Consider the following 13,568-nt stretch of genomic DNA (forward strand, 5'->3'; position numbering starts at 1 on the left):
TCAACCGATGGAAGCTGCCGTGGACGACCGCCAACTGCTGGCCAAACTGGGCGCCGGGCGACTGTCCGGCGACGCGCTGGCCCGCGAGCTGGGCCAGACCCGTGCCGCAATTTGGAAGCGAATTCAAGGGCTTAGAGCGGCAGGCATCGAAATCGATGGCCGCGCCGGCGATGGTTACCAGCTGCAGCAGCACCTGGATCTGCTCGATGCCGAGGCCATTACGGCCCAGCTCCCTCCTGCGCTGAGGCCCCTGCTGGACACCCTTGAGGTGGCCTGGACCGTCGGTTCGACCAATACAGAATTGTTGCGGTGCAGCGCGCCGGAGCGCGGCGCGCGGGTGCTGCTGGCCGAACGCCAGACCGGCGGCCGTGGCCGTCGCGGCCGGGCCTGGGCCTCGCCGCTGGCCGCGCACGTGTACCTGTCGGTGCTGCGCGGCTTCGCGGGCGGGCTGTCGCGGCTGGGCGGGCTGAGCCTGGTCGCGGGCGTGGCCGTGGCCGAAGCGCTGCACGCGCATGGCGTTGCCAACGTAGGCCTGAAGTGGCCCAACGACATCGTGGTGGACGGGCAGAAGCTCGGCGGCCTGTTGGTCGAAGGCGGCGGCGAGTTCGCCGGCCCCGCGCGCGCGGTGATCGGGCTGGGCATCAACGTGCGCATGCCGGCCGCGTTCGCTGCCGGGATCACCCAGCCGTGGACCGACTTGGCCACGCTGCTGGGCAACGACATCGAACGCAACGCGGTGGTGGCCTGGCTGCTGGCGGCGCTGCTGCCGGCACTGGAAGCCTTCGAGCGCGACGGCCTGGCCCCGTTCCTGCCACGCTATGCCGCGCTGGACAGCCTGGCCGGACGCACGGTGCGGGTGGACGATGGTGGCGTGATGCATGAAGGGCAGGCGCTGGGGTTGGCCGACGATGGCGCGCTGCGGGTGCGTATCGACGGCAGCGAGCGGGTGTTCCATGCCGGGGAAGTCAGCGTGAGGGCGCAATGAGCGATTGGTTGTTCGACCTGGGGAATTCGCGGTTCAAGTTCGCACCGCTGCAGGGCATCCGCGCGGGCGATGTGCAGGCCTGGCCGCATGGCGCCGAAGCGATGCCGGCCGATGCGCTGGCGCAGCTGCCCAGCGGCGACACCGCCTACGTGGCCAGCGTGGCCGCCGCGGCTCTCACCACCAGCATGCTCGAGGTGCTGCGCGCTCGTTTTACCCACGTTCGCGTGGCAACCACCGAAGCCAGCTGCGCCGGCGTGCGCATCGCCTATGCCGATCCGTCGAAGTTCGGGGTGGACCGTTATCTGGCGCTGATCGCCGCCGCCGAACGGCACGAAGCCGTGGTCGTGGCCGGTGTCGGCACCGCGCTCACCATCGACCTGCTTGATGCCGATGGCCAGCATCACGGCGGCCGCATCGCTGCCTCGCCGACCACCATGCGCGAAGCCTTGCATGCACGCGCGGTGCAGCTGCCGGCGCAGGGTGGCGACTACAGCGAGTTCGCCAACGACACCGCCGACGCCCTCGCGTCGGGCTGCGACGGCGCAGCCGTCGCGCTGATCGAACGCAGCCGCGTGCAGGCCGCCGCTGTGTTGGGCAGGGTGCCGGCGTTGCTGGTGCACGGCGGTGGCGCACCGGCGCTGATGCCGTTGCTGGCCGATGCACAGTTCCAGCCGGCGCTGGTGCTCGATGGTCTCGCGCGCTGGGCGGTGCACCAGCCACCGGCGTCGCGGTAGGATCGCGGCATGCTTACCCGTGCCCTGATCGTCGTACTGGCCATCCTCAACGTAGGCGTTGCGCTGTGGTGGATGCTGCGCGGCGAACCCGCGGCGGCGCCGCCCGCCACGCCTACCGGCGTAGCCCAGCTGCAGCTGCTCGACAGCCCCAGTGCACCGGCAGCGGCCGCACCCGCACCGGGCGCCGCAAGCGCGCAGCCCGCTGCCACCACCACGGCACTGACAGACACTACCCCGGCACCGCCCAAGCCCACCGCGCCAGCCACTCCGGAACCGGCCGCACCCAACCCCGCGCCGACGACGGCTTCGGTAGCGCCGGCCGTTGGCCGGCCCACGGAAACGCCGCCGGCCCCCACACCCCCCGGCCCCCTCCAATGCATCAGCCTCGGCCCCTTCGCCGATCGCGACACCGCCATGGCCGCCCAGGGCAAGGCCGGCGAACTCGTTCAGCGTTCGCGCCTGCGTGAAGTCCCCAAACCCGGCGCCAGCAGCACCTACCGGGTGATGATGCCGGCGGCCGCCAGCCGCGAAGAGGCCCAGGCCACGGTCAAACGCATTGCCGCCGCGGGCATCAGCGATTACTACATCATGGCCCAGGGCGAAGACGCCAACGCCATCGCCCTGGGCCAGTACCGCAACCGCGAAGGCGCCGAGCGCCGCCTGGCCGCCCTGAGCGCGGCCGGCTTCAGCGCCCGCCTGGTCGGCGGCAGTGAAGGCAGCGCGCAGTGGTGGGTGGATGCGGCCCTGGCCGACAAGGCCAGCCCCGGCGCAGCCCGCCAGCGCAGTGGCGCGGCCCAGCAACGCTCGCTGGAATGCGCGGGCTTGCGCTAGAATCGCCCTCCGCGCCGGCAATGCCGTCGCCGTGCCTTTGCCGGCATAGCTCAGTTGGTAGAGCAACCGCCTTGTAAGCGGTAGGTCCCCAGTTCGAATCCGGGTGTCGGCACCATTTTCCTCCAGCGCCATAGATGCTCCCTGTGGAAACGGGTCATCTGTCCGCCAACGTTCAATTGGCGTGTTGCGGCGCCGTCACCGAGACTCTTCTGCTCATCTTTCAGTTCGCCAAGGGCGAGCCAAGGGAGCAGCATGTACTTCATGTATGTGGACGAGAGCGGTGATGCAGGCATGGTGAACTCACCCAGCCGATATTTCGTTCTTTCCGGGTTGGTGGTTCACGAGCGGGATTGGCGTCTGTCGCTGGACGCGCTGGTCGCTTTCCGGCTTCGTATCAGGGATCACTTCGAACTTAAGCTGAGGGAAGAAGTCCATGCCGCCCCGTTTGTGCGCGGATCAGAGGAGCTGTCTCGCATTGCCAAGCATGACCGCTTGGCCATACTCCGTCACTTTGCGGATGAGTTGGCGCGATTGCCGGATGCGAACCTGATCAACGTGGTTGTAGATAAGCAGGGAAAAAGCGCTGGTTACGACCCCTTCGAAAAGGCTTGGCAGGCCTTGATCCAGCGATTCGAAAACACAATCGCCTTCCGGAACTTTCGCGGGACCGCCGGCCAGGAAGAGCGCGGCATGATCTTTGCCGATGGCGAGCCACAGAAGAAGCTCACGCAGTTGCTCCGCAGGATGCGCCACCACAACCCAGTGCCAAGTCAGCTCGGGGGGTACCGGTCATTACAGCTGAGGCGCATCCTGGAAGATCCGGTCTATCGGGATTCCCGGCACTCGTTGCTGATCCAGTCTGCGGACCTCTGTGCATTTCTGCTTTACCAACGGCTCGTACCAAATGGGTACATGCGAAGAAAAGGTGGCAGCCACTACTTCGATCGCCTGTCGCCGATGCTATGTAGAGCGGCCAGTACACAGGACCCTGAAGGGATTGTCCGGCTGTAGAAAGAAAAAGGGCACCTTTCGGTGCCCGGGTAGATCCTACTGGGTGGACGAGCCACCGGTCAGATCTGATCCCAAAGTAACACAGTTCTCGCAAACTGGTGCTGCAAAGAAATCAATGGCTTAAGCGATTTCGATAGGAAGGAGCATTGGTCAGTTCGTCTCGGCGTACCGATACGACAGCAGCGATTTCACCAGGAACGTCACCTGCGTGGCCGAACGCGCGTCTACGCGCATCACCGGCAGACGGTGGCCTGCGTCGAACAGCGCATTGCGGAATTCCGGAATCAACAGCGCCGGGTACTCATCGGTACGCGTCACGCCCACCGCCAGGCTCGCTTCCGGTGCGATGCGCGAGAACTCCTGCAGCAGCTCCACCGTGGAAGCAACCGGCTCCGGATGCCCGGCGCTCACCAGCACGATCACGCCCAGTGCGCCTTCGCACACCATCGGCCACATGAAGTCCAGGTAGCGCTGGCCCGGTACGCCGTACACGTGCAGCAACTCGCCGTCGTCCAGTTCAATGGAGCTGTAATCGAGCGCGACGGTGGTTTCCACCTTGTCGCCCATCGCGTCTTCGCTCATCGGCATCTCGGTGCTCACCGGCTCCACGTCGGAGATCGCACGCACTGCGGTGGTCTTGCCGGCGCCCATGCTGCCCACGAACACCAGCTTGTTGGCGGGCAGGCTCATGACGTGCTCCCCTGGAACAGATTCAGGCCGAAGCGGCGCGCCACCCACGAGAAGAAGCGCGAATCACCGGGCTGACGGCGGCGGGAAGTTGGGGGCACGGCAGGCTCCTGGGTCAGGGCGAGGCCACTGGCTACAGCAGCACAGAAGAGGGATTGCACCGTGTTGCGCGGCATCTGGCAAGCCGCCGCCAATGCATTGGGCTGCCACGGGCGGGCATGCAGGCAGGCAATGGCCAGCAGCCACGTGCTGGGCACATCATCCGGGTTGAGGTCCGGCCAATGGCGCAGCTTCATCGGTGCATGCTCGGCAGGCGCTGGCAGCAGCAGGGGGCGATGGCGGGCGATGCAGAAATACAGCGCCTCGAACGAGTAGCGCTGCGGCAACCGGTATGCGTACTGGTGTTCGAACGTCGGCGCATCGATCACGCTGCCCGACCAGGCCACGTCATCCAGTTGTGCCACCAGCTCCGACAGCGTCGTGGTTGGCGGCAGCGCGATGCTGCGCGTGGCGGTGTCCACCAGTACGGTGATCGCGCCCCGCTGCAGCAGGTGCAGGTTCGAACCGGTGGACGAAGCCAACTGCAGCAGCAGCGGCACACCGTCGGCGGGCCGGTCCAAGCTCGGCGTGGCCTGCAGCAGGCTGGACAACTGTTCGTTGATGTCGCGTACGGTGGCGCCATGCGGCAGCCGGCCCGGGGCCGGATCGGCATAACGGCGCGCGATCGACAGCGTGGGTACGTTGGCCGCATGCGCCTCGCTGAGCGCGCGCGCGGCATCGGCGTGATCCAGGCCGATGACCAGCAGGTCGCAGGCATCACCGGACCACGGCTGCAGCACCACCTCCATGCGCTCGGCGAGCAGCATCGAACTGGCCAGTTTCAGGCGTGTGTGATGCAGCACGTCCAGCCCGATGGCGGCAATGCGGAAAGAACGGGTGGGGGTATTCATGGGGGTGTACCGCGCAACCGAAGCGACCACCGCGACGCGCCCGGTCAGGGGCACGGCGCGGCGGCAGTGCCTGCGATCAGCTGAAGTCCAGGGTCTTCTCGAAGGCCTTCAGCTCGTGGCGCGACATGGCGAGGTTGGCCTTGCTGCGGTCCATCACCACGTACAGGAACAGCAGCGGGTTGCTTTCCAGCGGGCGGATCAGGTGGTACTGCGTGGTCAGCGTGATCAGCAGGTCTTCCAGGGTGTCCGACAGGCCCAGCTGCTCGGCCACGCGGCGCTTGGCACGCACCACTTCGGTGTTGCCGGCCGCCGCCAGTTCCAGGTTGATGTTGCCGCCACCGACCATGGCAAGGGCCATGCCGCTGTCACCGTCGACCAGTGCGGCGCCGACGAAACCGGCGAGCGAATTGAGCTTTTCCAGATTGAGATTGGGCACGTAAATCCTTTTTACTTCAGGCAGTGGGAGAGGCAGGCGAATGCCTGCCGGAAGGGCACAACAAAACCGAAGGGTGCTCAGGCCGCGCGCGGGCGCAGCACGGAATCGAGGCGGGAGGCGCATTCGCGCGCGTGGAACAGCAGCACGGCCATGTTGACCTCGTGGCCGGCCACGGCGGTGAGGGTCAGCGGCTTGTCGGCCTGGATGCGGATCAGCACCACGTTGCCGAGCTTGGTGCAGATGGTGGCGTAATCCGCTTCGCTCAGCGCCAGCTCGCGCGAGACGGTCTCGCCAAGGGTCAGGAACGAATTGGCCATGGCGGCCAGGCGGCGGCCATCCACGCCCAGCGTGGAATCTTCGGCCACGGCGCGGCCGTCGGCGGTGGACAGCATCAGCAGGCTCAGCCCGCGCTCGCGTTCGCGCGCATGCTGGAAGGCCTGTTCAATGGCGGCGGTGTCATACAACTGCCGGGCCGGCTGGCTCTCGCCACTGGCATTGCGGACGATCTGGTGGATGCTGCTGCGCTGCACGTACTGCCCCCTGAAACACGACAAAACACAGACCAACCCTGCGCGGATTAGTCAATCAGTACTGCGAAGAAGTGTGAAATGTAGCACGTAATTTTTGCCTTCACGGCCAACGTAAGATGAACCGCAGTGTTCCTTTCGTGTGTGTCAAAGCATTGACACATAAGGCTTTCGCGCTGGGTCCGGATGCGACGTGGCGGGTCAGTCCGCGCCGCCAGCGGTCAGCGCTTTGGCGCCTGCTGCTGCGACGCCGCGAGTGGTTTGGCCACCGGATCACTAGACTGGTGGGATTTTCCGTGTGTGTGGAGTCAGCATGAGTAATCGTCAACCTGCGGTGTCCCTGATCGGCGTACCCACGGATATCGGAGCCGGTGCCCGGGGTGCCGGACTGGGGCCGGAGGCGCTGCGCATCGCCGGCCTGGGCGAGGCCCTGGCCGCACGTGGCGTGGACGTGCGCGACTGCGGCAACCTGGATGGCCCGCGCAACCCGTGGACGCCGCCGGAGCAGGGCTACCGCCACCTGGATGAAGTGGTGGAATGGAACCGCGTGCTGATGGACGCCACCTATGCCGAACTGCAGGACGGCCGCCTGCCGATCATGCTGGGTGGCGACCACTGCCTGGGCATCGGCTCGATCACCGCCGTGGCGCGCTGGTGCCGCGAACAGGGCCGTGACCTGCGCGTGCTGTGGCTGGATGCGCATTCGGACTTCAACACCAGCGAGGTCACCCCGTCGGGCAACGTGCACGGCATGCCGGTGGCCTGCCTGTGCGGGCTGGGTCCGGACGCGCTGACCAGGCTGGGCGGTGATTCCCCGGCGATCTGCCCGCAGCAGGTGCGCCAGATCGGCATCCGTTCGGTTGACCAGGAAGAGAAGCGCCTGATCAAGCAGCACAAGGTCGATGTGTACGACATGCGCTACATCGACGAGGCCGGCATGAAGCGCGCGGTGGAAGCGGCGCTGGAAGGCATCGACGGCAACACCCATCTGCACGTGAGCTTCGACGTGGACTTCCTCGACCCCAGCATTGCCCCGGGCGTGGGCACCACCGTGCCGGGCGGGGTGAACTACCGCGAAGCCCAGCTGGTGATGGAAATGATCGCCGACACCGGGCGCATGGGTTCGCTGGACATCGTCGAACTCAACCCGTTGCTGGACAACCGCAACGCCACCGCAGTGCTGGCCGTGGACCTGGTGGAGAGCCTGTTCGGCAAGTCCACGCTGATGCGCGACTGAGCGGTAGCGGGGTTTCCCGGCGCGTGGCTGAACGGCCACGCGCCGCGTTCACATCGATTGCACGCGCCAGACCCCAGATTGCATCTCACGCGGGGGCAGTGCCGGGAACGGCGCCGACACCTCCGCGATCTGCAAGAGGATCTGCAAGAGGCAGGTGGGGCCGTATTTCGGTAGTGACGTTGAATTAATCAGGAGAACCCTATGAAGCGTGTAATTGCACTGATGCTGTTGTCGATGGTCTCGCTGGCCATGCTCTCCGGCTGCAACACCGTTGCCGGTGCCGGCAAGGATGTGCAGAAGGCAGGCGAGTCGGTGGAAGACGCCGCCAAGGGCAACTGATCCAACGTTGCGGGCCGGCGACTTGCGGCCCGCATTGGACGAAGAAGCGCCGGGAGTTTCCCGGCGTTTTTTTATGTGCGCGATTGCTGCCTGCCCTCCATTCAATGACGTGAGCACGCACTTCATCCACGCTTGACCGTCGGCGAACAGATGGTATTGCAATCTGTTTCCACGGCGATGTTGCCGTTGAAGACGAGGACGCGAACCCATGAACAAAGACATCATTTCCGGCAAGTGGACGCAGCTCAAGGGCAAGGCGCAGGCAAAGTGGGGCGACCTGACCGATGACGACTTCAAGGTGGCCGAAGGCAACGCCGAATATCTGGCAGGCCGGCTGCAGGAACGCTATGGCTGGGCGCGCGACCGCGCTGAAACCGAGGTCAAGGACTTCGAAGCCGCCATGCGCAAGGATTATCCGGACTTTCACTGACACCCCAGCGGTGGCAGGGCGGCCATAGGGTCGCAACGAGGGTATGAAACCGGAACGGGCCGCACTGCGGCCCGTTTTTCTTACTTGGGTGGATCAGGCACGAAGCCCGCCGGAAACGCCTGCGGTGCACGCTCGCCGCGCGGGTAACGCGCCGGAATGATGCCGCGCGCCACCAGGTTGCGCTCGCTGTCGTAACGCAGGTCCAGGCGCTGGGCCGGCCACCGGCTGGCGCGTTCGAAGGTGGTGCTGCCCGAGTACGACGCTTCGCGCTCGCCATGGCCGGTGCCCAGCGCGGGTGCCGGGGAGGGCGCACGGATCCTCGAACCGGTGGTCTCCACCGACGACAGCGCGCGGTCGGCCGCTTCGGCTGCTGCCTTCGGCTGTGCTTTGTTCTGCGCGCGCGCCACCGGTGGTGCGCGCGGGGGCAGCGGCACGTAACGCGGCGCTTCGTTGAACACCGCAATGCCGATCACCCCGATGTTGTCCGGCCGGTCGGTGCGGTCGGCATAGCTGTTGCCCGGGTCGGTAAACACGAACTGCGCCACTTCCCGGCGCGATTTGCGCCAGCCGGTAATGTCCGCGCTCTGCCACGGGTCCAGCACGTAACCGGTCTGGTCCGGGGCAGCCACCTCGCCGGTTATCACGTTGAGGCCATCCACCGACAGCACCACCAGCACCCGCTCGGGGCTGTTGTTGCGCAGGCGCACCGCATAGGGCTGGCCTTGGCGGCCGGCCACCCAATACTGGCCCCGGTGCAGGTAGGCGGGCAGTTCCAGGCGCTGGTCGCGCTCGATCAGGCTCAGTGTGACCGGGCCGGTATCGGCACGGGGCGGGACCGCCGGCTTGAAGCCACACAGGGCCAGCACGGCAAGCAGGGGCAGGGTCAGGCGTTTCATGGCGGGGCCTTCGCGGTTGGGTAATCCGTTGAACGCGCCAGGCCGGGCAACGGGGTTGCGCGCGGGCAGGTAAACTGGGGGCGTTCAACTGTCCGTAATGATTCCCACATGACCACCCGCGTTCTTACCGGCATCACCCCCTCCGGCACGCCCCACCTGGGCAACTATGTCGGCGCCATCCGCCCAGCCATCACGGCCAGCGCAGCGCCCGGCATCGAGAGCTTCTTCTTCCTGGCCGACCTGCATAGCCTGATCAAGGCGCAGGAACCGGAGAGGACACAGCGCTCGACCCTGGAGATCGCCGCCAGCTGGCTGGCCTGTGGGCTGGACCCGGACAAGGTCTGGTTCTACCGGCAGAGCGACATTCCCGAAACCACCGAACTGATGTGGTTCCTGACCGTCATCGCCAGCAAGGGCATCCTCAACCGCGCCCATGCCTACAAGGCGGCGGTGGACAAGAACCGCGAAGAACAGCTGGATGAGGACGCCGGCATCAGCGCCGGGTTGTTCATGTACCCGGTGCTGATGGCCGCCGATATCCTGATCTTCAAGGCCAACCGCGTGCCGGTGGGCCGCGACCAGATCCAGCACATCGAAATGGCGCGCGATTTCGCCCAGCGCTTCAACCACGTGTACGGCAAGGAGTACTTCCCGTTGCCCGACGTGGTGATCGACGAGCAGGTGGCTACCCTGGCCGGCCTGGACGGCCGCAAGATGAGCAAGAGCTACCACAACACCATTCCGCTGTTTGCCCCGCGCGCGGAGCTGAAGAAGCTGGTGTTTTCCATCCTTACCGATTCGCGTGCGCCGGGCGAGCCCAAGAGCACCGAAGGTTCGGCGCTGTTCCAGATGTACCAGGCCTTCGCCAGCCCGGAACAGACCGCCGCGTTCGCGCAGGCATTTGCCGACGGCATCAGCTGGGGCGATGCCAAGCAGCAGCTGTTCGAGCGCATCGATGCCGAACTGACCCCGCTGCGCGAGCGCTATGACGCGCTGATGGCCGAGCCGGAGAAGATCGAAGCGCTGCTGCGCCGTCGCGGCCAGCAGCTGCGCGAGCAGTACGCCATTCCGCTGCTGAAGGAGCTGCGCCATGCAGTGGGCCTGCGCGACCTGTCCACGGCCGGAGACATCGCCGCCGAGGACGGTGGCGTGGCGCGCGCTGCGCCGCCGCTGTTCAAGCAGTACCGCGAAAAGGATGGCCGTTTCTACTTCAAGCTGCAGGCCGGCGACGGCACGCTGCTGATCCAGAGCGAAGGCTTCGATTCGCCGCGCGATGCCGGCCAGCTGATCGGCGTGCTCAAGCAGACCGAGCATGGCGATGGCCTGCAGAGCGAGCTGTTCAAGCTGGAAGCGGAAGTGGATGTGGTGCTGGCGGCATTGCAGGAACTGCGCGGGTAGCCACCGACCGTTGGTCGGTGGACACGTAGACAAAGGAAACCACGATGGCCTGGTTGTCGTTGTTGTTGTTCCTGCCCTGGTTCGTGTTGCTGGGGACCGTGTACTGGCTGTTCCCGCGCCAGCCGCGCGACACCGCGCGGCGCCTGTTCGACGGCGCCGCGCTGCTGCTCGCCTTCGTGCTGAGCATCCTGGCCATGTTGTGGGGCCACCACATCGGCGTAGTGCAGAGCGACGCCGGCCCGATCTGGCGACAGGTCCTGGCGGTGCTGTATGCCTACGGCGCGTTCCTGGCGGTGATGGTGGCCGCGGTACTTCTGCGCGGGGGCTGGCTGGCCGCGCGTGCGACCAAAGCCGCATCGAAGTCGGCCGGCGACACCACCTAGAATCAGGCGTACACCGCCTGTTGCCAGGGATGAGCAGATGTCCTCCGACCCCAGCATTTTCACCATCGATACCGCGTTCCAGCGCAGTGACTTCGACGCCGCCTACCTGATCGTCGAAAACGGCCGTGCCGCCTTCATCGACTGCGGCACCGGCCTGGCCGTGCCGGCGATGCTGGCCGCGCTCACGCGCGCCGGCTGCACGCCAGAGCAGGTGGACTGGCTGGTGCTCACCCACGTACACCTGGACCACGCCGGCGGGGCCGGCTTGCTGATGCAGCAGCTGCCCAACGCCACGCTGGTGGTGCACCCGCGCGGCGCGCCGCACATGATCGACCCCGCCCGGCTCATTGCCGGTGCGACCGAAGTCTATGGCGCGGCCGAAATCGCGCGCAGCTACGGCCCCGTCCTGCCGGTGCCGGCCGCGCGCGTAGTCATCGCCGAAGACGGCCACCGCGTGGACCTGGCCGGACGCAGCCTGCTGTGCCTGGACACGCCCGGGCACGCGCGCCACCACCTGTGCGTGTGGGACGAGCGCAGCCGCAGCGTGTTCACCGGCGATACCTTTGGCCTGTCCTACCGCGAGCTGGACAGTGCACGGGGCGCCTTCATCATTCCCACCTCCTCGCCGGTGCAGTTCGACCCGGAACCGCTCAAGCACTCCATCGCGCGGCTGGTCGCGCTGCAGCCGCAGGCGGTATACCTCACCCATTACGGGCGGGTGGAGAACATTCCCGCATTGGCCGCCGACCTGGTCGAGCAGGTCGATGCAATGGTGGACATCGGCCGCCAGTGCGACGGACGCCCCGACCGCCACCGATGCCTGGTGGCGGCACTGACGGTGCTGTACCAGGAACGCGCGCAGGCGCATGGCTGCCCGCTCGACGATGCGGCGGTGGCGCAGGTGCTGGCGATGGATATCGAGCTCAACGCGCAGGGACTGGCCTGCTGGCTGGACCGCGACCGCCGCTGAGCGCGCACGCGGGGCCTGCCCGGTAACCGGAGTGTCACGTTACACTCTGGCATTCCGTTTTTTTCTGGTACCTGCCGTGAATCCGATGCGCATGCTGCTGTTGTCGTCCTGTTTGTTCGTGGGCGGCCTGGCCCACGCGGCCAATGACCTGCCCGGCGGTGGCATCGACCCCGAAGCGCTGTCGCGGCATGTGCGCATCCTGGCCTCGGACGAGTTCGAAGGCCGCGCGCCGGCATCGCCCGGTGAAGAGCGCACCGTGCAGTACCTGATCGAAGAATTCCGCAGATCCGGCCTGCAGCCCGGTGGCGTGGATGGCAGCTGGGTGCAGCCGGTGCCGATGGTGCGTGCGCAGGTTGACGGCCGGGTAACCGCAAAGCTGCGCCAGAACGGCAAGGGCCGCACGCTGGTCAACGGCGAGGACGTGACCCTGCAGAGCCTGCGCCCGCAGGCCGCGGTGGACATCAAGGACGCGCCGCTGGTGTTCATCGGGTATGGCATCGATGCACCCGAACGCCAGTGGAACGACTACAAGGACGTGGACCTGCACGGCAAGATCGCCGTGGTGCTGATCAACGACGCCGATTTCGAAGCGGACCGTGCCGGGGCCTTCGACGGCAAGGCCGTTACCTATTACGGCCGCTGGACCTACAAGTTCGAGGAAGCCGCGCGGCGCGGCGCCCAGGGCGTGCTGATCGTGCATGAAACCGCGCCGGCCGCGTATGGCTGGGCCACGGTGAAGAGCTCGGGCACCTCGCCGCTGTTCGATATCGAGCGCCCGCAGGACCAGGCGCTGGCCCAGCACGTGCCGGTACGCGGCTGGATGCAGCGCGCGCTGGCCGAGCAGCTGTTCCGCGATGCCGGCCTGGATTTCGACGCCGAGAAGCGCAAGGCCATGACCCCGGGCTTCCAGCCGGTGGTGCTGGGCGATGCGACGCTGTCGGCCCAGTTCAAGCTCAAGCGCGAACAGGTGGTCACCCGTAACGTGGTGGCCAAGCTGCCCGGCGGCGCGCATGCCGATGAGGCGGTGATCTTCTCCGCGCACTGGGATGCCTTCGGCATCGGCCAACCGGACGCCAAGGGCGACCGCATCCGCCGTGGCGCGATCGACAACGCCACCGGCGTGGCCACCGTGCTGGAGCTGGGCCGCGTGTTCGCCGCCGGCCCGCAGCCGCAGCGCACCCTGTACTTCGTGGCGCTCACCGCCGAAGAGAAGGGCCTGCTGGGTGCCAGCTACTACGCCGCGCACCCGCTGGCGCCGCTGGACAAGACTGCCGCGGTGATCAACATCGAGATGTTCAGCCCGGATGGCGCCACCCGCGACATCGCCTCGTGGGGCAAGGGCCGGGTCTCGCTGGAAGGCGACCTGGAGCGCGTGGCCAAGGCGCGTGGGCGCAGCTACAGCCCGGACCCGAACCTGGAAGCGGGCTTCTTCTACCGCGCCGACCACTTCGCCTTCGCCCGCCTGGGCGTGCCGGCCATCACCATCGGCCCGGGGCTGGACAAGCTGGAAGGCGGCGTTGCCGCCGGCAAGGCGCTGCGCGAGAAGTACTTCGCCGACTGTTACCACCAGGCCTGCGATGCCTGGACACCCACCTGGGACCCTGCCGGCCACGCCGCCGACACCCTGCTGGTGTACGACCTGGGCGCCGAGCTGGCCAACAGCCGCCGCTGGCCGCACTGGGAAGAGGGTTCGGAATTCCGCAAGACCCGCGAACAAAGCGAAGCGGCCCGCCGCTGATTGCCGGGCGGGTCAC

The 13,568-nt window shown here is 66.9% G+C and carries 16 protein-coding genes and 1 tRNA gene; 12 read left to right on the plus strand and 5 right to left on the minus strand.

Annotation, left to right across the window (positions count from 1 at the left end; all coding sequences use genetic code 11):
• The first annotated feature begins 19 nt into the window (after positions 1 to 19).
• From birA to SOM39_RS11595, 5 genes are all read left to right on the plus strand, one after another.
• A complete protein-coding gene (gene birA / locus SOM39_RS11575) occupies positions 20 to 985 on the plus strand; it encodes a bifunctional biotin--[acetyl-CoA-carboxylase] ligase/biotin operon repressor BirA (RefSeq protein ID WP_095362650.1) in 966 nt (321 codons plus the stop codon).
• On the plus strand, positions 982 to 1,719 hold the full coding sequence (locus tag SOM39_RS11580) for a type III pantothenate kinase (RefSeq protein WP_093535042.1): 738 nt from the start codon (positions 982 to 984) through the stop codon (positions 1,717 to 1,719). Before birA ends, SOM39_RS11580 begins: the two co-directional genes overlap by 4 nt.
• A gap of 9 nt (positions 1,720 to 1,728) precedes the next feature.
• Positions 1,729 to 2,550, plus strand: a complete 822-nt coding sequence (locus SOM39_RS11585) for an SPOR domain-containing protein (RefSeq protein ID WP_095362575.1) — start codon at positions 1,729 to 1,731, stop codon at positions 2,548 to 2,550.
• A 39-nt stretch (positions 2,551 to 2,589) separates the two neighbouring features.
• Positions 2,590 to 2,665, plus strand: a tRNA-Thr gene (locus tag SOM39_RS11590).
• A 137-nt stretch (positions 2,666 to 2,802) separates the two neighbouring features.
• Positions 2,803 to 3,561, plus strand: coding sequence for a DUF3800 domain-containing protein (locus SOM39_RS11595; RefSeq protein ID WP_320458426.1), 759 nt, complete (start codon positions 2,803 to 2,805; stop codon positions 3,559 to 3,561).
• 150 nt (positions 3,562 to 3,711) lie between these two features.
• On the opposite strand, the gene SOM39_RS11600 is transcribed toward SOM39_RS11595, so the two are convergent.
• From SOM39_RS11600 to SOM39_RS11615, 4 genes are all read right to left on the minus strand, one after another.
• Positions 3,712 to 4,251, minus strand: a complete 540-nt coding sequence (locus tag SOM39_RS11600; RefSeq protein WP_068848575.1) for a GTP-binding protein — start codon at positions 4,249 to 4,251, stop codon at positions 3,712 to 3,714.
• Positions 4,248 to 5,198, minus strand: a complete 951-nt coding sequence (locus SOM39_RS11605) for a hypothetical protein (protein ID WP_093535038.1) — start codon at positions 5,196 to 5,198, stop codon at positions 4,248 to 4,250. The genes SOM39_RS11600 and SOM39_RS11605 overlap by 4 nt, the downstream gene beginning before the upstream one ends.
• A gap of 76 nt (positions 5,199 to 5,274) precedes the next feature.
• Positions 5,275 to 5,634, minus strand: coding sequence for a hypothetical protein (locus tag SOM39_RS11610; protein WP_068848577.1), 360 nt, complete (start codon positions 5,632 to 5,634; stop codon positions 5,275 to 5,277).
• A 77-nt stretch (positions 5,635 to 5,711) separates the two neighbouring features.
• Positions 5,712 to 6,164 carry a roadblock/LC7 domain-containing protein gene (locus SOM39_RS11615; RefSeq protein ID WP_068848579.1) on the minus strand — a complete coding sequence of 151 codons (453 nt, stop codon included), beginning with the start codon at positions 6,162 to 6,164 and terminating at the stop codon, positions 5,712 to 5,714.
• Between the two features lie 310 nt (positions 6,165 to 6,474).
• On the opposite strand from SOM39_RS11615, the gene rocF reads away from it, so the two are divergent.
• The 3 genes from rocF (at position 6,475) to SOM39_RS11630 (ending at position 8,167) form a co-directional block, all read left to right on the plus strand.
• Positions 6,475 to 7,398, plus strand: coding sequence for an arginase (gene rocF / locus SOM39_RS11620; RefSeq protein WP_095362577.1), 924 nt, complete (start codon positions 6,475 to 6,477; stop codon positions 7,396 to 7,398).
• A 201-nt stretch (positions 7,399 to 7,599) separates the two neighbouring features.
• Entirely contained in the window at positions 7,600 to 7,737 is a 138-nt protein-coding gene (locus tag SOM39_RS11625) for an entericidin A/B family lipoprotein (RefSeq protein WP_095362578.1), read from the plus strand.
• A gap of 208 nt (positions 7,738 to 7,945) precedes the next feature.
• Positions 7,946 to 8,167, plus strand: coding sequence for a CsbD family protein (locus tag SOM39_RS11630; protein WP_095362579.1), 222 nt, complete (start codon positions 7,946 to 7,948; stop codon positions 8,165 to 8,167).
• Between the two features lie 80 nt (positions 8,168 to 8,247).
• Here SOM39_RS11630 and SOM39_RS11635 read toward each other — a convergent pair whose 3' ends face one another.
• A complete protein-coding gene (locus SOM39_RS11635) occupies positions 8,248 to 9,063 on the minus strand; it encodes a hypothetical protein (protein WP_320458427.1) in 816 nt (271 codons plus the stop codon).
• Between the two features lie 108 nt (positions 9,064 to 9,171).
• Here SOM39_RS11635 and SOM39_RS11640 point away from each other — a divergent pair, with 108 nt between their 5' ends.
• The 4 genes from SOM39_RS11640 to SOM39_RS11655 all read left to right on the plus strand — a co-directional run bounded on the left by SOM39_RS11640 (position 9,172) and on the right by SOM39_RS11655 (position 13,552).
• On the plus strand, positions 9,172 to 10,461 hold the full coding sequence (locus tag SOM39_RS11640; protein WP_068848589.1) for a tryptophan--tRNA ligase: 1,290 nt from the start codon (positions 9,172 to 9,174) through the stop codon (positions 10,459 to 10,461).
• 44 nt (positions 10,462 to 10,505) lie between these two features.
• On the plus strand, positions 10,506 to 10,844 hold the full coding sequence (locus tag SOM39_RS11645; RefSeq protein WP_320458428.1) for a hypothetical protein: 339 nt from the start codon (positions 10,506 to 10,508) through the stop codon (positions 10,842 to 10,844).
• A 37-nt stretch (positions 10,845 to 10,881) separates the two neighbouring features.
• Positions 10,882 to 11,814: an MBL fold metallo-hydrolase gene (locus SOM39_RS11650; RefSeq protein ID WP_320458429.1), complete on the plus strand. Its 933-nt coding sequence runs from the start codon at positions 10,882 to 10,884 to the stop codon at positions 11,812 to 11,814.
• 85 nt (positions 11,815 to 11,899) lie between these two features.
• Positions 11,900 to 13,552 carry a M28 family metallopeptidase gene (locus SOM39_RS11655; RefSeq protein ID WP_320458481.1) on the plus strand — a complete coding sequence of 551 codons (1,653 nt, stop codon included), beginning with the start codon at positions 11,900 to 11,902 and terminating at the stop codon, positions 13,550 to 13,552.
• The last annotated feature ends 16 nt before the right edge of the window (positions 13,553 to 13,568 follow it).

Source organism: Stenotrophomonas sp. CFBP8994 (genome assembly GCF_034044835.1).
Taxonomy (GTDB): Bacteria; Pseudomonadota; Gammaproteobacteria; order Xanthomonadales; family Xanthomonadaceae; genus Stenotrophomonas; species Stenotrophomonas rhizophila_A.